Source organism: Streptacidiphilus rugosus AM-16 (assembly GCF_000744655.1).
GTDB classification, from domain to species: domain Bacteria; phylum Actinomycetota; class Actinomycetes; order Streptomycetales; family Streptomycetaceae; genus Streptacidiphilus; species Streptacidiphilus rugosus.
Window position 1 is genome coordinate 4,642,017 of record NZ_JQMJ01000004.1, and the last position, 18,516, is coordinate 4,660,532.

Below are 18,516 nucleotides of genomic sequence, written 5' to 3' on the forward strand. Positions count from 1 at the left end.
CTAGGCAGGGCGGCCCCGCGGGTGGCCGTGCCCAAAGCCGCCCGTCCGACGGCCGAAGGTGTGCCGCGTCCTGGGACCAAGGTCCGGTCGCCAGGGCGGTTCCTCGCGCCCCTTGAGGCCCGTCTCGCTACGCTTTCGATATGGCTGCCGGTCTGCGGTTTTCCAGCGGGCCCGGGCGGTGGGTGCTCGCGGCCACCGTGCTGGGGTCCGCGCTGGCGTCGATCGACGCGACCGTCGTCGGGATCGCGCTGCCCGCGATCGGACGGGACTTCGGGGTCGGCCTGGCCGGTCTGCAGTGGGTGGTCACCGCGTACACCCTCACCCTCGCGGGCCTGCTGCTCGTGGCCGGCTCGCTCGGCGACCGCTTCGGCCGCAAACGCTGCTTCCTGATCGGCGTCGTCTGGTTCGCGCTCGCCTCCCTGCTCTGCGGGCTCGCCCCGAACGCGCCGACCCTGATCGGCGCCCGTGCGCTGCAGGGCGTCGGCGCCGCCCTGCTGACGCCGGGGAGCCTCGCGATCCTTGAGGCCTCGTTCGTACCCGAGGACCGGTCACGGGCGATCGGGGCGTGGTCGGGGCTGAGCGGGGTCGGCACCGCCATCGGGCCGTTCCTCGGCGGCTGGCTGGTGCAGGCCGTCTCCTGGCGGCTGATCTTCGTGATCAATCTTCCGATCGCCGTGCTCGTGGTGCTGCTGGCCCTGCGGCACGTGCCCGAGTCCCGCGATCCGCGGTCCCTCGGCGCACGCATCGACGTCGTCGGCGGACTGCTGGTCACCCTGGGGCTCGTCGGCCTCACCTACGGCCTGATCGAGGGGCCGTCCAGCGGCTGGCAGAGCGGCAGCGTGGTCGCCGCGCTCGTCGGCGGCGTGCTGCTGCTGGCCGCGTTCGCCTGGTGGGAGGGGCGGACCCCGGCGCCCATGCTGCCGCTCTCGCTCTTCGCCTCGCGGCAGTTCACCGCCACCAACGTGGTGACCTTCGTGCTGTACGGGGCCTTGGGCGGCGTGCTGTTCCTGCTGCCGATCCAGCTCCAGCAGGTCTCCGGCTACACCGCGCTGCAGGCCGGCGTCTCACTGCTGCCGCTCACGCTGATGATGCTGCTGTTCTCCGCCCGCTCGGGCGCGCTCGCGGCGCGGATCGGGCCGCGGCTGCAGATGAGCGTCGGGCCGTGCCTGGTCGGCCTGGGCATCGCGCTGCTGACGGCGGTCAACGGCTCGGGCACCTACGTCGTCGAGGTGCTGCCCGCGGTGCTGGTGCTGGGCCTCGGGCTGGCCGCGACCGTCGCGCCGCTGACGTCCACCGCGCTCTCCTCCGCCCCGGCCGAGCACGCCGGGATCGCCTCGGCCGTCAACAACGACGTCGCCCGCGCCGCCGGGCTGATCGCGGTCGCGGTGCTCCCCGCCCTGGCCGGGATCACGGGCTCCGCGTACCTGCATCCCGCCGAGTTCTCCGCGGGATTCCACCGCGCCTCGCTGATCTCGGGCGCGCTGTGCGTGCTCAGCGGCCTGCTGGCCGCGGCGCTTATCCGCAATCCCGTCCGCGCGAAGCGGCCGGAGACCGAGGAGGAAGCGCCGCAGCACAGCTGTGGCCTGGACGCGCCGCCGCGTCAGGGCGGCGGCAGCGCCTGATCAGCCGCTGACGCTCGCGCTGCCGGTCTCGATGTGGCCGGTGACGCGGCGGCTCCAGCTGGAGTCGCCGCTGACGGTGACCGTGAAGTCGTACCAGCCGTTCTGGTAGGCGACGGCGTTGAAGTAGTCGGAGACCGTCGTCCCGGCGGCGACCTGGTAGGTCCAGGGCCCGTCGGTGCGGTAGTTGTTCGAGGTGATGGTGAAGGTGACGGCGCTGGTTCCGGTGTTGGTCATGTTGACGTACAGCGCCTCCTTGCCGGTGCTCGGAGCCACCGCGTAACTCGTGGTCGCCTCGCAGGACTTGCCCGCCGCCGTGGTGTTGCCGGTGAAGCGGCGCAGGAAGCGGTTGGGGCCGACGCAGGTGAGGTCGTACTTGCCGGCGCCGTAGTTGGTGCCGACGTTGAAGAAGTCGGTGGCCGTGCCGTCGGTCCCGTTGCTCGACGGTGCGACGGTGTACTGCCAGGGGCCGCCGGTGCGGTAGGCGTTGGCGTAGATGGAGTAGTGCGCGTAGGCGGTGGCCTGGGCGCCCTGGTTGGCCATCTTGATCCAGACCAGCGTCTTGCCGCCCGAGTCGAACTCGATGTGGTCGACCCACGCGTTCGGCTGGTAGGGCAGCGCCCGGGCGGGCTTCGTGCCGGACTCCTGCACGGGCAGGGCGTTGTTCGTCGGCGCGGGGTTGGGCAGCGGGTCGCAGTTGGACTGGCCGAAGACGGCGCCGGTGGCGGGCAGTGAGGGCAGGCCGTAGACCGGGTTGGCGAAGTCGAACGCGTCGGTGAGGTCGCCGCAGACCTGGCGGCGCCAGGCGGAGATGTTGGGGCAGACGGCCGGGGTGCCCAGCGCGGCGGTCCAGGTCTCCAGGAAGCGGATGACCGAGGTGTGGTCGTAGACCTGGGAGTCGACGAAGCCGCCACGGGTCCACGGCGAGGCGATGATCATCGGGACCCGGAAGCCCAGGCCGATGTTGGTGCCGGAGTAGAACTCGGCGGCGGTGCCGGAGGGTGCGGCCGGCGGCGGCACGTGGTCGAAGAAGCCGTCGTTCTCGTCGTAGTTGAGGAACAGCACGGTCGAGTCGAAGGTGGCCGAGTCGGCGGCGAGCGCCTGGATCACCAGGTTGACGAAGTGCGCGCCGTCGTTCGGCGGGCCGTCCGGGTGCTCGGAGAAGGCCTGGTTGGCGACCACCCAGGAGACCTGCGGCAGGGTGCCCGCGAGCGCGTCGGCCTTGATGGCGGCGGCGATGTCGTCGGGGGTGGAGCCGGTGGACGGCACCGAGCCCATGCCCCGCTGGTAGAGCGGGCTGCCGGTGGCGGCGCCGGTGAACTGCTTGAAGTAGGCCAGGCCGTTGTCGCCGAAGTTGTCGTTCGCGTTCTGGTAGACCTTCCAGCTCACGCCGGCGTTCTGCAGCGCCTCGGCGTAGGTCTGCCAGGAGAGGCCGGACTCGGAGCCGCCGTCGTAGGCCGCACCGCCCGCGGTGCCTGCCGGGTCGATCCAACCCGACCACAGGTAGGTGCGGTTCGGGCCGGTCGCGGACAGGATCGAGCAGTGGTACGCGTCGCAGATGGTGTACGCGTCGGCCAGCGCGTAGTGGAAGGGGATGTCGCCGCGCGAGAGGTAGCCCATCGTGCGGTTGGTGCCCTTGGCGGAGACCCAGGAGTCCATCTTGCCGTTGTTCCACGCCTTGTGCTGCGTGGACCAGGAGTGGTCGAGCGAGCCGTCGCACTGGGCGATGGTCTCCCCGGTCTGCCCCGAGGCGGGGGCGGTCGCGCTCATCTGCCACGGGTACTGGCGTCCGCTGCCGTTGGGCTGGTTGAAGACGCTGTAGCCCCCGGACAGCTGGACGGTGGCGCGGTCGCCGAACCCGCGCACGCCCTTCAGCATGCCGAAGTAGTGGTCGAAGCTGCGGTTCTCCTGCATCAGCACGACGACGTGCTTGACGTCGGTGATCGTGCCGGTGGTCGCCGCCTCGGCGCGCGGTGCGCTGCCGGGCAGGGACTCCAGGCCCAGGGCCGCGCCGAGCGCGGCGGCGGAACCGAGGAAGGTACGACGGGTGACGGGCGCCACGAGAGTCCTCCGGAGCGAGAGAGTTCGACGTGGGGACTATGGGGCGCGCAAGTGTCCTGAGCCCCCGCCCAAGGTGGCAGGGACATGAAGCGGAGCCTACTGTTTGGACCAGACTCGTTATCAGTTTGTGATGTTCTGCTCCCCCACCCCCGTCCGCAGCTCCACCCCCGCGCGATCGGAATACCTTCCGAGGAAGGTAGTGTTGTGCCTTCGAGCGACCGCACCGACCCGCAGGGAGCCTTCCGACGTGGACTCCGCCGCCTCCGCCGCCGGCACCTCGACCGAGGCCGTACCGCCCCGACGCGAGGCCGACGCCGCGTCCTCCCGCGCCGGTGGGCTCCGGCTGCTGCTGATCCTCGGCTCGCTCTCCGCCTTCGGTCCGCTCAGTCTCGACATGTACCTCCCCGGCCTGCCGCAGCTGGCCTCCGGCTTCCACGTGTCCGACGCCGCCGTGCAGCTCACGCTCACCAGCTGCCTGATCGGCCTCGCTCTCGGCCAGCTCGTGGCCGGCCCCATGGCCGACGCCTGGGGGCGACGCAGGCCGCTGCTGATCGGCCTGGCCGCCTATGCGCTGGCGTCCGTGCTCTGCGCCTTCGCGCCGTCCGTCGAGACGCTGACCGCCCTACGGATCGTCCAGGGGCTGGCGGGCGGCGCGGGCATCGTGATCTCCCGCGCCGTGGTCTCCGACCTGCACCAGGGTGTCGCCGCCGCCCGCTTCTTCTCCGCCCTGATGCTGGTCAACGGCACCGCCCCGATCCTGGCGCCGGTGATCGGCGGACAACTGCTGCGCTTCACCGACTGGCGCGGGGTCTTCGTCGCACTGGCGCTGATCGGCTGCCTGCTGCTGACCGCCGCGGCCTTCGGCCTCCGCGAGACCCTGCCGCCCGCCGGACGTCGACGCGGCGGCCTCGGCGAGACCCTGCGGGGCATGGGGGCGCTGCTCCGCGACCGGGCCTTCGTCGGCTACGCCCTCTGCGGCGGCTTCGCCCTGGCGGCGATGTTCGCCTACATATCCGGCTCCTCGTTCGTGCTGCAGAGCGTCTACGGACTGAACGCGCAGACCTTCAGCTTCGTCTTCGGCGGCAACGCGCTGGGCATCGTGCTGCTCGGCCAGCTCAACCGCCTGCTGCTGCGCCGCTTCGCGGTCGAGACGCTGCTGCGCACCGGCCTGCTGCTGAGCGCCTCCGGCGGACTCGGCCTGCTCGCCTCGGTGCTCTTCGGCCTCGGCCTGCCGGGCGTGCTGGCGGGCCTCTTCGCCCTGGTCTCCAGCATCGGGCTGATCGGCCCCAACTCGACGGCCCGCGCCATGGACGGGCACCCGGGCAGGATCGGCGCGGCCTCGGCCCTGGTCGGCCTGCTGCAGTACGGCGTCGGCGGCCTGGCGGCCCCGCTGGTCGGCCTCGGCGGCAGCGGGACCGCGCTGCCGATGGCCGTCGTGGCGGCCTCCTTCGCGCTCGCCGCCGCGCTCGTTCACGTCGCTCTCGTGGGCAGGCGCGCGGCCTGCGCCCCTGTCCCGCTGCCCGTCCAGCGCACGAGCTCCACGGCGGGTTAGCGATCGCCCGGGCCCGCGTTCAGCCAGGCGCCGACCGCGGGCAGCGCCTCGGGGCCGCTGTCGCCCGCGACTGAGGCGGCGAGGTCGGCGATCGTGACGGCGGCCAGCGAGGCACGCCACGCCGCGTCGGCCGCGCCCATCGCCCGGGCGACGGGGCACTGCCGCGTGCACTGCTCCGGCGGGGTGCCGAGCGGTCCGCGCTGCCGGATCTCGGTGCAGACGAACGCGGGACTCGCCCCGTCGACGGCCTGCACCACGTCCAGCAGGGTCACCTCCTCGGGCCTCCTGGTGAGGACGTAGCCGCCGGTCTTGCCCTGGACCGAGTGCACCAGGCCCGCGCGCGACAGCGCCTGCATCTGCTTGGCCAGGTAGCTCGGCGACACGTCGTGCAGCGCCGCCAGCCGGGCCGCGGGGACCGGATCCCCGGCCGCGGTCAGCACCACACAGCAGTGCAGCGCCCACTCCACGCCACCGGACAGCTTCATGCCACCTCCACGCGTCCACTCGCCCACTTGACTCGGACAAAGACTATCCGAGTATCATCTCGGATATAAGTTGTCCGAGTTTGCAGGGGGGGGCTCGACTCATGAAGGAAGGCGCACCATGAAGATCACCGTCATCGGCACCGGACTCATCGGCTCCCAGCTCGCCACCGAGCTCACCGCGCGAGGCCACGAGGTGACCGCCGCGTCGCTGTCCTCCGGCGTCGACCTGCTCACCGGCACCGGCCTCGACACCGCGCTCGCCGGCGCGGAGGCCGTGGTGAACGTGACCAACTCCCCCACCTTCGACGAGCAGTCGATCCCGTTCTTCCGCACCACGGTCGGCCATCTGCTGGCCGCGGGCGAGCGGGCCGGCGTGGGCCACCAGGTGCTTCTCTCCATCGTCGGCGTGGACCAGGTCCCCGCCCTGGACTACTACCGCGGCAAGGCGCTCCAGGAGGAGCTGCTGCGCGGCGGTCCGACGCCGTGGTCGATCGTGCGCGCCACCCAGTTCTTCGAGTTCATGGAGCCGACCATGTCCTGGACCTCCGACGAGACCGCGGTCCGGCTGCCTGCGACGCCGGTCCAGCCGATCGCGAGCCGCGACGTCGTCGCCGCGCTCGCCGACGTGACCACGGGCACGCCGCTCGGCGGGATCCTCGAGACCGCCGGCCCCGAAAGGTTCACCCTCGACGAGATCGGCCGCGTGACGCTGGCCGCGCGCGGCGACCACCGCCCCGTCGTCGTCGACGCCCAGGCCGGCCTCTTCGCCGCGGTCCAGGGCGACGCCCTCACCCCCGGCCCGAACGCCCGCGTCGCACCGACCCGCTACCAGGACTGGCTGGCCGGCTGACAGGACGCGGCAACCCGCTAGGGGCGCGAGGAACTGCGCGAGCAACCACCCGGTGCAGATGGCCCTGCGCGCTGAGGACCATCCGCATGCCGGTGGCTTGTCGCGCCCGCGCGGCGGAGGCGCATGTCAGCGGAGCCCCGCGCCCCTGAGGTGGTGCAACGACCTGCGGGAGCACGCAGCAATCTCAGTGCGTCAGGCCGCGTTCGACGAGGTCGAGGGTGGAGGCGAGGACCGCCTCGAACTCCTCCGGGCCGCAGGCGGCGAGGGGGCCGTCGATGGCCAGGACGGCGAGTCCGTGCAGCGCGGCCCACGCGGGGAACTCCGCGCCGGCGCGGCGCTCCGGCGGCATCAGACCCGCCGCGCGCAGCGCGTCCAGCGCGGAGGCGACGATCTGGAAGGCCCGGTACTCCCCCAGGGCGTCCGGGCCCACGGCCAGCTCCCGCGCGCCGTGGCAGAACGCGGTACGGAAGAGGCCCGGTTCGGCCTGGGCGAAGCCCACATAGGCCGTGCCCAGCGCACGCAGTCGCTCGCGCGGGTCCGCGGGCGCGCCGGCCAGCGCCGCGTCCAGCGCCTCGGCCAGCAGCTCGTGGCCGCGTTCCTTCGCGACGCGCAGCAGGTCCTCGTGGGAGGAGAAGTGCCGGTAGGCCGCCGCCGCGGAGACGCCCGCACGGCGGGCGGCCTCGCGCAGGACCACCGCCTCGGGGCCGCCCTCGCGGGCGAGGCCGACCGCCTCGCGGCCGAGGGCGTTGGCGAGGTCGCCGTGGTGGTAGCGGGTGCGGGCGGAGAACGGGGCATGGGGCACACCCCGATTCTGCCGCCCGCCGCGCGGAAAGGTGACGTCAGACCGACTTCTGGTACGAGCGGAAGGTCCGCATGGAGAGCCAGATCGCGCCCACCGCCAGCATCAGCAGCCAACTGCCGTGGCTGAGCACGGACCACCAGTCGGCGTGCGCGGCCATCGCCGCCCGGCCCGTCTCCAACGCCCAGTTGACCGGGTTGAACCGGGCCACGACCTGCATCCAGTGCGGCATCAGGGCGGTGGCCATGAAGGACGAGGAGAGGAAGGTCAGCGGCAGCAGCAGGAAGGAGTTGATACCGATGATCGACTCCCGCTCCCGCACCAGCATGCCCAGTGCGTTGGAGAAGGCGCCGAAGACCATGCCCAGCACCGACGCGGCCACCACCAGGACCAGCAGCCCGACCGCCCCGCCGGGATAGTGCGCGCCGCCGACCCAGCCGAGCAGCACGATGACGACCGACTGGAAGGCCGTGGTCAGCGCCTGCATCAGCACGTTCGCGTTCATGATCGCGCTGCGGTGCACCGGCGTGATCAGGAAGCGGTTGAGCGTGCCGCGCTCGATCTCCTCCAGGGTGCCCATGCCGGCCCACATGTTCGAGGAGACCGCGCTCATCACGATCACGCCGGGGACCAGGTAGTCGAGGTAGCTGCCGGAGCCGAAGCCGGGGATCTCGACGACCTTGCGGAAGAGCCCGCCGAACAGGAAGAGCCAGATCACCGGCTGGATCAGCGTGATGATCAGGTACGCGGGCTGCCGCAGGAACGCCATGAACTGGCGCTGCGTCATGAACCAGGTCTCGCGGAGCGCCGCGGAGGGCGCGGGGACGGCGATGCTCATCGGGACGCTCCTTCGGCGGCGTGCTGAACGACGTTCTCGGCGGCCGCGAAGCTGCGCCCGGCGTAGCGGAGGTAGACGTCGTCCAGGGAGGGACGGGAGACGGTGACGGCGGCGACGCCCGCGCCGATCCGGTCGAGCGCGGCCAGGGCCGCGGGGACCGCGGCGGCTCCGTCGTCCGCGCGTGCGGTGAGCCTGCGGCCGTCGACGGCGATGTCCCTGAGGCCGGGAACCGTGCCGAGCGCCCCGATGAGCGGCAGCTCGTCCGACGCCGGCCGGGCCAGCTCCACCGCCAGGGCGTCACCGTGCAGTTCGCCCTTGAGCGCGTCCGGGGTGCCCTCGGCGACGATCCGGCCGCGGTCCACGATGGCGAGGCGGGCGGCGAGCTTGTCGGCCTCCTCCAGGTAGTGGGTGGTGAGCAGGATGGTCAGGCCCTCCGCCCCGGCCAGCCGCTCGATCTCCTCCCACATCGCGGTGCGGGCCTCCGGGTCCAGGCCGGTGGTCGGCTCGTCGAGGAAGAGCACCTGCGGGCGGTGGACCAGCCCTATCGCCACGTCCAGGCGGCGCAGCATGCCGCCCGAGTACGTCTTCACCTGGCGCCCCCCGGCGTCGGTGAGGTCGAAGCGGGCGAGCAGCTCGTCCACCCTGCGGGCCAACTGTGCGCCGCCCATGCCGTAGAGGCGGCCCTGGAGCAGCAGGTTGTCCCGTCCGGTGGCCACCGGGTCCGCGCCGGAGCGCTGGGCGACGACGCCGATGGCGCGCCGCACCTTCGCGTGCTCGCGGGCCACGTCGAACCCGGCCACCCGTGCCGTGCCGGAGTCGGCGGCGGCCAGCGTGGTCAGGATCTTGACGGTGGTGGACTTGCCCGCGCCGTTCGGGCCGAGCAGCCCGAAGACGACGCCGGGCTCGACGGTGATGCTGAGCCCGTCCAGCGCGCGGACGCCCTCGGGCGCGGTCCTGCCACGCCCCTTGGGGTGATAGGTCTTGACGAGGTCGACGGCGTGCACCGCCGCGCCCTCGCCGGCGCCCGGGTCGCGGACGGCGCGCGGCGACGGCGTCCTGGTCTCGATGTTCATGACGGGGAGTTCCCTCCGGTCGTGACGGCTTGATGCTGCCGATCTACGACGGGGGATCCGGGCTACGATGGGTCTGCGTGATCCTCGTAGCAACCGAATCCTGTTGCCGCAGGCCGGTCGCGAGGTCCCGGCCCCCATCGGTGTTGCCGCACCGGCGGGGGCCCTCTTCTGTTGTGCGTGTTGTTGTGTGCTGCTGGTTCTCCGGCTCTCTCCCGGCTCTCAGTACTGCGGCCGCGGCAGGTCCGCCGCCTTCGCCTCGAGATCCGTCCACTCCTGCGGCGGTCGGCCGGTGGCGTGGTACTCACGCCAGGCGGCGATCCCGCTGAGCGTCTCCGTCTCCATCTCCTTGATCAGCCCGGCCAGCCACGCGCGTTCGGCGCGCTGCATGGCCAGGGCGTACTCGGCCTCGATCAGGAAGACCCGAGGGAGCACGGCGACGCACTCCTCCAGGACGGTGGCCTGCGCCGACACGCTCTCGTCCAGCGCCAGCAGCCGCTTCCGCAGCAGCGCGACGACCTCCTCCGGCGGGAAACTGCCCGCCAGCGAGAGGCCGGCCTCGAACTGCGGATACTCCTTGACCGGGACGCTGAGCAGCTCCGACAGCCAGTCGTGCAACTCGGCGCGCCCGGCGTCGGTGAGGCCGTAGACCGTGCGCTCGGGCCTGCGGCCGTCGCGCTCGGTGCCCGCGGCCTCGATGAAGCCGTGCCGTTCCAGGTTCTGGACGACGGTGTAGAGCGAACCAAAATTGATCTTGATGCTGCCCTGCTTGCCACGCTGGCGCAGCACCTGTGACATCTCGTAGGGATGTCGCGGACGCTCGTCGCAGAGCGAGAGCACGGCCAGGGCAAGCGGATTGCTCAGCTTGCGCCTGGCGCCACCGGCCTTGCTCGCCACGCCGCGCCACCTCCTTACTCGTAGCCGAGTATATGACCGCGGGTATAGCGCGTGTCAATACGCTATATCGCGATAGCCTTCCCAGCCTTGTCCCAGTTCGCGTCGAGGGTCTCGAGGTACTGCCGCGCCTGCGGTCCGAGCGCGACGCCGCGGGCGAAGGCCCGCATGTTGCCGGGACCGGTGTTGTAGCCGAGAGCCAGCAGCTGGTCCTTGGTCAGCGAGGCGGCGCGGTGCGCGGGCAGCTGCGCGGCCAGCTCGTGCAGGTACCAGGCCTCGGCCTCGATCGCGAGGTCCGGGTCGTCGGGAAGCTCCAGCCAGGAGCGCGAGGCGAACGACCGGCCCTGCTTCACCTCGTCGAAGGTCGCCTCGTGCATGTTGGCGACGCCGAGCGCCGCGGTCGGCTTGAGCTTGAGCCAGGACCGCTCGAACGCAGGATCGTGCGGCTTGTAGTCCTCGTTGTAGAGCACCGCCATGACCAGCTGCGGATCGACGCCCGCCTGCCCGGCCCGCTCCCGCACCTGGGCGGCGAACTGGGCCGGGTCGTAGCTGCCGGTGTACCAGCCGCCGCTGCCGGACGGCTCGGGGGACGGCGGCGCCGAGGCCGGGGCGGAACCGTGACCGCTCGGCGAGCCGGCGGCGGCCGGCCCCGAACCGTGCGTGCTCCGGCCCTGGGAGACCCCCCAGACCAGCAGCCCCGCCACCGGAAGGACCAGCCACCAGGCCCGGGAGGAACGCGCCACAGCCGGCTCACCCCACCGAGGAGTAGGCGATGATGCCGCGGCGGACCCCGTCGACCGCCTTGCGGGCCGCGGTGCGCACCGCGCCGTCGTCCGGCGCCGCGTTGCCGATCTGGCCGAGCACGTCGATCAGCTGACGGGTCCAGCGGACGAAGTCGCCGGCCGGCATGTCCGCCTCGCGCAGCACCTTGTCGAGCGGATCGCCGGATGCCCAGCGGAACGCCGTCCAGGCGAAGCCGAGGTCGGGCTCGCGCTGGCCCCAGTTCTCCATGGTGGAGAGCTTGTGCTGCTCCTCCAGCGCGTCCAGGTGACCCCAGAGTCTGATCATCTCGCCCAGCGCCTCACGGGCCTTGCCCTCGGGCAGCTTCACCGCGCCGCCCTCGTCGTCGCCGCGCCGCGACTCGTAGACCAGCGCCGAGGCGCAGGCCGCGAGCTCCGCCGGGGAGAGGCCGTCCCAGACGCCCTCGCGCAGGCACTCCGAGGCCAGCAGGTCCAGGTCCCCGTAGAGCCGGCCCAGACGGCGGCCGTGGTCGGTGACGCTGTCGCCCTCCAGGTAGTCCAGATCGGCCAGCAGGGCGCAGACCCGGTCGAAGGTGCGGGCGATGGTGTGCGTGCGGGAGCGCATCCGGCGCTCCAGCTGCTCGGTGTCGCGCTTGAGCCGGTCGTAGCGCTCGGCCCAGCGGGCGTGGTCCTCACGCTCGTCGCAGCCGTGGCAGGGGTGCTGCCGGAGCTCCGTGCGCAGCCGGGCGATCTCCGGGTCGTCGGCGGCCGCGGCGCGGCCCTTGCGGACCCGGGCGGGGTCGATGTGCCCGGCCTTGCTGCGCAGCGCCGAGGCCAGGTCACGGCGCGACTGCGGGCTGCGCGGGTTGAAGCTCTTGGGGATGCGCAGCCGCTCGATCGGCTCCACCGGGACCGGGAAGTCGATCATCGCGAGCCGCTTGACCTGCCGCTCGGCGGTGAGCACCACCGGGCGCGGGCCGTCGGTCCAGTCCTGCCGGGTGCCGTGCCGGCTGACCGGGGGCAGGCCGGGGTCCAGCACCAGCGCCAGCCCGGCGAAGCGGCCGGTCGGGACGTGGATGACGTCGCCGGGGCGCAGCTTCTCCAGCGAGTCGGCCGCGCTGGCCCGGCGCTGGGCGGCGCCCTCGCGGGCCAGCAGCGTCTCGCGGTCCTTCAGCGCGCGACGCAGGCCCATGTACGCGTCGAAGTCGCCGAGGTGGCAGGTGACCGCCTCGCGGTAGCCGGCCAGGCCCTCCTCGTTGCGCTGCACCTGACGGGCGATGCCGACGACGCTGCGGTCCGCCTGGAACTGGGCGAAGGAGGTCTCCAGCAGCTCGCGCGCGGTGTGCCGGCCGAACTGGGCGACCAGGTTGACCGCCATGTTGTAGGAGGGCTTGAACGAGGACCGCAGCGGATAGGTGCGCGTCCCCGCCAGGCCCGCCAGCGCGGCCGGGTCCAGACCCGGCTGCCACAGCACCACGGCGTGGCCCTCGACGTCGATCCCGCGCCGGCCGGCCCGCCCGGTCAGCTGGGTGTACTCGCCCGGCGTGACGTCGGCGTGGGTCTCCCCGTTCCACTTGACCAGCTTCTCCATGACGACCGAGCGGGCCGGCATGTTGATCCCGAGCGCCAGGGTCTCCGTCGCGAAGACGGCCTTGCACAGGCCGCGCTGGAACAGCTCCTCGACGACCTCCTTGAAGGTCGGCAGCATGCCGGCGTGGTGTGCGGCGATGCCGCGCTCCAGCGCGTCCAGCCACTCGAAGTACCCCAGCACGTGCAGGTCCTCGGCCGGGATGTTCGAGGTGCGGGCCTCGACCAGCTGCCGCACCTCGGCGCGCTCGGCGTCGCTGTTCAGCCGCAGACCGGCGAGCAGGCACTGCTGCACGGCGGCCTCGCAGCCGGCCCGGCTGAAGATGAAGGTGATCGCCGGCAGCAGGCCCTCGGCGTCGAGCCGGTCGATGACCTCGACCCGGCTCGGCGTCCAGGCGCGGCCCGGGCGGCCGTTGGACATCGAGCGGCCGCGGCCGCGCTTCTCGAACCGGTCCCTGCCGTAGCCGCGGCGGTCCTGCTCCGCGCGGGCCAGCCGGACCAGCTCCGGGTTGACGTCCGCCTCTCCCCCGCGCCCTGCGCCGCCGTCCCGCTTGCGCCCCGAGGCGCGCTCCTCGGCCACCCGCGAGGTGAACAGGTCGTACATCCGGTGCCCGGCCAGCACGTGCTGCCAGAGCGGAACCGGGCGGTGCTCGGAGACGATGACCTTGGTGCCGCCGCGTACGGTGTCCAGCCAGTCGCCGAACTCCTCGGCGTTGGAGACCGTGGCCGAGAGCGAGACCAGGGTGACCGACTCGGGGAGGTGGATGATGACCTCCTCCCAGACCGCGCCGCGGAAGCGGTCGGCGAGGTAGTGCACCTCGTCCATGACCACGTAGCCGAGGCCGTTCAGGGTGCTGGAGCTCGCGTAGAGCATGTTCCGCAGGACCTCGGTCGTCATCACGACCACGGGGGCGTCGCTGTTGACGGTGTTGTCACCGGTCAGCAGGCCGACCTTGTCCGCGCCGTAGCGCTTGACCAGGTCCTGGAACTTCTGGTTCGACAGCGCCTTGATCGGCGTGGTGTAGAAGCACTTGCGGCCCTCGGCGAGCGCGAGGTGCACCGCGAACTCGCCGACGATCGTCTTGCCGGAACCGGTCGGGGCCGCGACGAGGACTCCCTCGCCGCCCTCCAGCGCCTGGCACGCCTCGATCTGGAACGGGTCCAGCGGGAAGTCGTACAGCTGCCGGAAGGCGTGGAGGGAACTCGACTCCTCCCTGGCCCGGCGCTTGGCCGCGGCGTAGCGCTCGGAGGGGCTGAGGTTCTCCTCGTCCTGCGAGGTCGTGGACGGGTCGGTCACCGCGCCACCTCTTCCCTGATCGGGCGCTGGGGAGCGCGGCTCTGGACATCTGTGAAGTGAAGGAGCATCTCAGCAAGGAGCGTACCCGTCAGGGCCGACACTCCACCTCAAGATTGTTTGCGCGCCCGCCGACGGGGTGGCCGACCGGTCAGGTGACGTCGTCGGGGTGGTAGACCATCGGCTCGCCGGCGGCCAGCTCGGTGGCGTTGACCGGCTCCGGGATCGGCAGGTCGTCCGCGCCCAGCGAGGACGGCCGCAGGTCGAGCGAGGAGGCCTGGTCCGGGTCCAGCATGCTGTCCGGGTCCTCCTTCGCCTTGCGACGGGCCACGGCCTTGTCCCGCATGGTCGCCACGGCGACGGCGCCGAAGTACAGCACGCAGATCGGCACCGCGAGCACGGTCATGGTGAGCGGGTCGCCGGTCGGGGTGGCGATGGCCGAGAAGACGAAGATCCCGAAGATCGCGGCGCGCCACCAGCTGCGGAGCCGGGCGGCGCTGATCACGCCGAGGAAGTTCAGTGCGACCAGCAGCAGCGGGATCTCGAAGGAGAGCCCGAAGACCAGCACCATCCGGATGAAGAAGTCCAGGAAGTCGGCGCCGGAGATGGCCAGCGAGAAGCTGCCGGGGTTGAAGCCCGCCAGGATGCCCAGGGCCTTCGGGAAGATCAGGTACGCGAGGTAGGCGCCGCCGACGAAGAGCGGAACGGCCGCGGTGACGAAGCCCAGGCCGTACTTCTTCTCCTTCTTGTACAGGCCGGGCGCGACGAAGGCCCAGAGCTGGTAGCTCCACACCGGGCTGGCGATGATCAGGCCGATCATCATCGACACCTTGAAGGTGAACGACAGCGGCGAGAGCACGCCCTGGTTCACCAGCAGGCCGTTGGGGCACGCCGCGGACTTCTGGCCGTACCCCTTCACCCCGGTGATGTGGCAGGCCGGGGACACGAGCTGGTTGATGGCCCAGTCGTGGATCAGCCAGCCGATGACGGTGGCCACGACGAGGGCCAGCACCGAGACGATGAGCCGGTAGCGGAGCTCACGGAGGTGCGCCGCGAGTGGCATCCGGCCGTCGTCGTTCTTCGGAGGCTTCGACTGCGGCCTCTTCTGGGTGTCGCTCACCGTGCGGCTGTGTCCCTGCGAGAAGAGTGAGTTGGAGGGTGGAGCGGCGGATCAGCCCTGGACGGTCGGCTGCTTGTCCTCGACCGGGCGCGCGGAGGCGGTGTCCCCGGGGGCGGACTGGATCGTCTTCGGAGCCGCGGCGGCCTGCGCCTGCTCGTCGGACGTCTGCACGTTGGACGCGGTGACGTCCTTCTTGCCGTCATCCTTCATCGCGCCGACCTCGGACTTGAGGATGCGCAGGGACTTGCCGAGGGCACGCGCGGAGTCCGGGAGCCGCTTGGCCCCGAAGAGCAGCAGCACGATGACCGCAATGATGATGATTTCCAGTGCGCGGTTTTCGAGCATCGGGGTTCCCTCTTCGTCGTCGTGTCTCGCCGATGATACGCACCGTGAAGGCACGGTCGTCCAGAGCGTCGCAGCAGATCTTGCTGCTTCGACGCATCTTCGATACTACGCGGATCAGTTTGACGCTTGAATAGACGGTGAGGGCCCGGTGAACGCGAGTTCCCCACCCTTTCGGGCCACTGCCTCCGCCGCGAGCTCGACCTCCCGGCCGGCCCCGGCAATCCGCTCGGCGCTGCGCTGCAGGGCGCGCGCCAGGGCCACGACCTCGCGGTAGGCGAGCACGGCGAGACAACCGAGCACGAGCAGCCCGGCGGTCGTGAGGCCGATGATCATCCACGTCATGCTCCCACCTTAGAGGAGTCCCACCGTCCCAGAAGGCATCCCGGGACGTCGCAAAGCCCAGGGGCGCGAGGCTCTGCTGATATGCGGCTCCGCCGCGGGGCGCGACAAGCCACCGGCCTTCGGCCGGGGGTACCCCCTCCAGGTGGTTGCTCGCGCAGTTCCCCGCACCCCTGAGGTGGTGCTCAGGCGCGGACGTGGAGGCGCATGGTCGGGACGCCCGCGCCCGTGAGCGCGGCGACGATGCGGTCGCCCGCGTGCTTGCGGACGGCCACGCCGCACGCAGGGCAGGTGAAGCTGTAGAAGGTGCGTTCCTTCGTACGGCCGAGAGCCAGCCGGAACGCGAGGGCGTCCAGCTCGGCCGTCGAGCGGCAGTCCGGGCAGGAGGCCCGGAACCGGCGCGGGGACGGGCCCCCGCTCATCCGTCGTACCGGGCCAGGGCCTGGGCCGCGACCTCGCGGGCGCGGTCCGCCAGGGACTGCGGGGCGACGACGCGGCCGTCGGGGCCGAGCCGCAGCACCAGGCGCAGCAGGCTCGCCGGGTCCGGCGTGCGCAGCACGATCCGCAGGCCGCCGTCGGGGCGCTCCTCGGCCGCCTCGTGCGGGTAGTACTCGGCGACCCAGCGCCCGCCCGGGCCGACCTCGAGGATGACCTGGGGGTCCTCCGTGGACGGGCGGACCAGCCCCTCGGACAGGTCGCGCAGCTCCAGCGGCGGCGGGTCGGAGGGGGTGTCCAGCACCTTGATCTCCGCGATCCGGTCCAGCCGGAAGATCCGCCGGTCCTCGGAGAGCCTGCACCAGGCCTCCAGGTAGGTGTGACCCTCGGTGACCAGCCGGATCGGGTCGACCTCCCGCTCGGTGAGCTCGCCGCGCCCGGAGGACCAGTACTGCAGCCACAGCCGCTTGCGCTCGGCGAACGCGCGGTCGATCTCGGCGAAGACGTCGCCCTCGGCCTCGAAGGTCACCCCGACCCGGGTGCTGCCCTCGGCCACGTCCCCCGCGGCCGCCTCCAGCTTGGCGACCGCGCGGGTCAGCGCCTGGCGGTCGCGCTCGCGCAGGCCCGGCAGGCCGGCCACCGCGCGCGCGGCGACCAGCAGGGAGGTCGCCTCGTCGGCGGCGAGCCGCAGCGGCTGGGCGACGTCGTCGGGGTTGTGCCACCAGATCTGCTCGCCGTCGGTGTCGATGTCGAGCAGGTCGCCGCCGCGGAAGCTGGTGCCGCACATGGGCAGCACGCTCAGGTCGCGGATCAGCTCGCGCTCACTGACCCCGAAGGCGCGGGCCACCTCGCTGACCCTGGCCCCCGGGCGCTCCCGCAGGTAGGTCACCAGCGACAGCATCCGTCGCGTCTGGTCGATGGCGCTGCTCATGCTCCCGCCTCACTCTCAGGGGTGCCCGTCGCCACGGCCCGCAGCCTGGCGATCACCTCGGTACGCAGTTCGGCCGGGTCCACGACCACCGCGTCAGGTCCGAACTCGACCAGGTCAGCGGCCAGACCGTGGCCGTAGGGGATCTCCAGCTCGTCCCACTCGCCGTCCACCGGCTCGGCCGCCAGCGCCTTCGCGCGCAGCGGGAACGCCGCCTTCCGGCGCACCCGGACGCGGGCCCGCTCGGTCGCGCCCTCGCCGGCGAAGCGGGCGACGGTCTGCCGGACGTCGACGTGATCGGGAACGGCCGCGGTGAACTGGCCGCCCTTGGAGCGGACCTTGCCCACGATCCGGCTGAGCCGGAAGACCCGCACGTCGGCGCGGTCACGGTCCCAGCCCGCCAGGTACCAGTGGCCGTGCCAGAACTCCAGCGCCCAGGGCTCGACCGTGCGGGCCTCGGCGACGGCCGAGCCGCTCTTGCGGTAGTCGAAGCCGACCGGGCGGCGGTCGCGCGCCGCGACCAGCAGCGGTTCGAAGGCCGCCTCGCGCGCGGGGATGCGCGGCTGCAGCGCGGTGCGGCCCTCGCCGCCGTCCTCGGCCAGCGAACCGGCCGCGCGCAGCTTCTGCAGCGCACCGCTGGCGGCTCCGGCCAGCCTGGCCTGCTCCCACACGCCGGCCGCCAGGCTGAGCGCGGCGGCCTCCTCCGCGTCCAGGTGGATCTCCGGCAGGCTGTTGACGTCACGTCGGGCCAGGTAGCCGAGCTCGCCGTCCAGCGGGTTCTCCACCACCTCGATGACCAGCCCGAGTTCGCGCAGGTCGTCCTTGTCCCGCTCGAACATCCGGTTGAAGGCGTCCTCGCTGACCGGCTCCCCCGCCGCCCCCGCCTCGCGGTAGGCCTCGATGGACGACCGCAGTTCCCGCTTGCTCAGCGGGCGCTTGGTGTTCATCAGGCACAGCGCGAGGTTCATCAGGCGCTCGGACTTGGCGATGGGCATCGCTCACCCTTCTCTACACGCGGCACCGACCGCGCCCCGGCGCTTTCGACCGGGTATCAACTGACCGTACCGGTAGGCCCCTCGGGCACAAAGCGCACCCCCGCCCAAACGCCGCGCGTGGTAACGCGCGGCGGGACGGGGGTGCGAGGTACGGCAGGCCGCCGGGTGCCCGGTCAGACGCCCAGCAGGTCGACCACGAAGATCAGCGTCTCGCCCGGGGCGATCGCGTTGCCGGCGCCGCGGTCGCCGTAGGCGAGGTGCGCCGGGATGATCAGCTCGCGACGGCCGCCGACCTTCATGCCCTGGACGCCCTGGTCCCAGCCGGCGATGACCTGGCCGACACCGAGCTTGAAGCGCAGCGCCTGGCCGCGGTTCCAGCTGGCGTCGAACTCCTCGCCCGTGCTGAAGGCCACGCCGACGTAGTGGACGGAGACGTTGGCCCCGGCCTTCGCCTCGGCGCCGTCGCCCTCCCAGATGTCGCGGATCTGCAGCGTGGTGGGGGCCTCGCCGCCCGGGAAGTCGATCTCCGGCTTCTCGATGCTCAAGGTAGTGCTCTCCTCAGTCT

General features: G+C 72.2%; 18 protein-coding genes. 3 read left to right on the plus strand and 15 right to left on the minus strand.

Going from position 1 to position 18,516, the window contains the following annotated elements; genetic code table 11:
* Nucleotides 1-140 precede the first annotated feature (140 nt).
* Complete coding sequence (locus tag BS83_RS30200) at nt 141-1,622, plus strand: MFS transporter (protein WP_037606593.1); 1,482 nt, start codon at nt 141-143, stop codon at nt 1,620-1,622.
* Here BS83_RS30200 and BS83_RS30205 read toward each other — a convergent pair whose 3' ends face one another.
* The gene (locus BS83_RS30205) at nt 1,623-3,680 is read right to left on the minus strand and encodes a phosphocholine-specific phospholipase C (protein ID WP_037606595.1); all 2,058 of its coding nucleotides are present in this window, start codon (nt 3,678-3,680) and stop codon (nt 1,623-1,625) included.
* 247 nt (nt 3,681-3,927) lie between these two features.
* Here BS83_RS30205 and BS83_RS30210 point away from each other — a divergent pair, with 247 nt between their 5' ends.
* Nucleotides 3,928-5,232 carry a multidrug effflux MFS transporter gene (locus BS83_RS30210; RefSeq protein ID WP_232248521.1) on the plus strand — a complete coding sequence of 435 codons (1,305 nt, stop codon included), beginning with the start codon at nt 3,928-3,930 and terminating at the stop codon, nt 5,230-5,232.
* Here the strand turns inward: BS83_RS30210 and BS83_RS30215 are convergent.
* Nucleotides 5,229-5,717, minus strand: coding sequence for an RrF2 family transcriptional regulator (locus tag BS83_RS30215; RefSeq protein ID WP_037606597.1), 489 nt, complete (start codon nt 5,715-5,717; stop codon nt 5,229-5,231). The genes BS83_RS30210 and BS83_RS30215 overlap by 4 nt on opposite strands.
* Nucleotides 5,718-5,835: 118 nt before the next feature.
* Between BS83_RS30215 and BS83_RS30220 the strand changes: the two genes are divergently transcribed.
* A complete protein-coding gene (locus BS83_RS30220; protein WP_037606598.1) occupies nt 5,836-6,567 on the plus strand; it encodes an SDR family oxidoreductase in 732 nt (243 codons plus the stop codon).
* Between the two features lie 184 nt (nt 6,568-6,751).
* Here BS83_RS30220 and BS83_RS30225 read toward each other — a convergent pair whose 3' ends face one another.
* From BS83_RS30225 to BS83_RS30285, 13 genes are all read right to left on the minus strand, one after another.
* A complete protein-coding gene (locus BS83_RS30225; protein WP_037606599.1) occupies nt 6,752-7,369 on the minus strand; it encodes a TetR/AcrR family transcriptional regulator in 618 nt (205 codons plus the stop codon).
* Nucleotides 7,370-7,406: 37 nt separating this feature from the next.
* The gene (locus BS83_RS30230; RefSeq protein WP_037606601.1) at nt 7,407-8,204 is read right to left on the minus strand and encodes an ABC transporter permease; all 798 of its coding nucleotides are present in this window, start codon (nt 8,202-8,204) and stop codon (nt 7,407-7,409) included.
* On the minus strand, nt 8,201-9,277 hold the full coding sequence (locus BS83_RS30235; protein WP_084714330.1) for an ATP-binding cassette domain-containing protein: 1,077 nt from the start codon (nt 9,275-9,277) through the stop codon (nt 8,201-8,203). The genes BS83_RS30230 and BS83_RS30235 overlap by 4 nt, the downstream gene beginning before the upstream one ends.
* A 219-nt stretch (nt 9,278-9,496) precedes the next feature.
* Nucleotides 9,497-10,171: a PadR family transcriptional regulator gene (locus tag BS83_RS30240; RefSeq protein ID WP_037606602.1), complete on the minus strand. Its 675-nt coding sequence runs from the start codon at nt 10,169-10,171 to the stop codon at nt 9,497-9,499.
* A gap of 62 nt (nt 10,172-10,233) precedes the next feature.
* A complete protein-coding gene (locus BS83_RS30245; RefSeq protein WP_084714333.1) occupies nt 10,234-10,911 on the minus strand; it encodes a transglycosylase SLT domain-containing protein in 678 nt (225 codons plus the stop codon).
* A gap of 7 nt (nt 10,912-10,918) precedes the next feature.
* A complete protein-coding gene (locus BS83_RS30250; protein ID WP_037606603.1) occupies nt 10,919-13,792 on the minus strand; it encodes a DEAD/DEAH box helicase in 2,874 nt (957 codons plus the stop codon).
* 148 nt (nt 13,793-13,940) lie between these two features.
* Nucleotides 13,941-14,909 (minus strand): twin-arginine translocase subunit TatC, encoded by a 969-nt coding sequence (tatC, locus tag BS83_RS30255; RefSeq protein WP_037606604.1) that lies wholly within the window; start codon nt 14,907-14,909, stop codon nt 13,941-13,943.
* A gap of 51 nt (nt 14,910-14,960) precedes the next feature.
* Nucleotides 14,961-15,254 (minus strand): Sec-independent protein translocase subunit TatA, encoded by a 294-nt coding sequence (gene tatA / locus BS83_RS30260; protein ID WP_037606605.1) that lies wholly within the window; start codon nt 15,252-15,254, stop codon nt 14,961-14,963.
* Nucleotides 15,255-15,368: 114 nt separating this feature from the next.
* Nucleotides 15,369-15,596, minus strand: a complete 228-nt coding sequence (locus BS83_RS30265) for a hypothetical protein (RefSeq protein ID WP_051944344.1) — start codon at nt 15,594-15,596, stop codon at nt 15,369-15,371.
* A gap of 182 nt (nt 15,597-15,778) precedes the next feature.
* Entirely contained in the window at nt 15,779-16,015 is a 237-nt protein-coding gene (locus BS83_RS30270) for a hypothetical protein (protein WP_037606606.1), read from the minus strand.
* Nucleotides 16,012-16,959: a helix-turn-helix transcriptional regulator gene (locus tag BS83_RS30275; protein ID WP_037606607.1), complete on the minus strand. Its 948-nt coding sequence runs from the start codon at nt 16,957-16,959 to the stop codon at nt 16,012-16,014. The genes BS83_RS30270 and BS83_RS30275 overlap by 4 nt, the downstream gene beginning before the upstream one ends.
* Entirely contained in the window at nt 16,956-17,951 is a 996-nt protein-coding gene (locus BS83_RS30280; protein ID WP_037606609.1) for a helix-turn-helix transcriptional regulator, read from the minus strand. The genes BS83_RS30275 and BS83_RS30280 overlap by 4 nt, the downstream gene beginning before the upstream one ends.
* Before the next feature lie 173 nt (nt 17,952-18,124).
* Complete coding sequence (locus BS83_RS30285) at nt 18,125-18,496, minus strand: FKBP-type peptidyl-prolyl cis-trans isomerase (RefSeq protein ID WP_037606610.1); 372 nt, start codon at nt 18,494-18,496, stop codon at nt 18,125-18,127.
* Nucleotides 18,497-18,516 lie beyond the last annotated feature (20 nt).

Coding starts and splice junctions, on each gene's coding strand:
- BS83_RS30200 (WP_037606593.1), top strand. CDS start 141: ATGGCTGCCGGTCTGCGGTTTTCCAGCGGGCCCGGGCGGTGGGTGCTC.
- BS83_RS30215 (WP_037606597.1), bottom strand. CDS start 5,717: ATGAAGCTGTCCGGTGGCGTGGAGTGGGCGCTGCACTGCTGTGTGGTG.
- BS83_RS30220 (WP_037606598.1), top strand. CDS start 5,836: ATGAAGATCACCGTCATCGGCACCGGACTCATCGGCTCCCAGCTCGCC.
- BS83_RS30230 (WP_037606601.1), bottom strand. CDS start 8,204: ATGAGCATCGCCGTCCCCGCGCCCTCCGCGGCGCTCCGCGAGACCTGG.
- BS83_RS30235 (WP_084714330.1), bottom strand. CDS start 9,277: ATGAACATCGAGACCAGGACGCCGTCGCCGCGCGCCGTCCGCGACCCG.
- tatA (WP_037606605.1), bottom strand. CDS start 15,254: ATGCTCGAAAACCGCGCACTGGAAATCATCATCATTGCGGTCATCGTG.
- BS83_RS30265 (WP_051944344.1), bottom strand. CDS start 15,596: ATGACGTGGATGATCATCGGCCTCACGACCGCCGGGCTGCTCGTGCTC.
- BS83_RS30270 (WP_037606606.1), bottom strand. CDS start 16,015: ATGAGCGGGGGCCCGTCCCCGCGCCGGTTCCGGGCCTCCTGCCCGGAC.
- BS83_RS30275 (WP_037606607.1), bottom strand. CDS start 16,959: ATGAGCAGCGCCATCGACCAGACGCGACGGATGCTGTCGCTGGTGACC.
- BS83_RS30280 (WP_037606609.1), bottom strand. CDS start 17,951: ATGCCCATCGCCAAGTCCGAGCGCCTGATGAACCTCGCGCTGTGCCTG.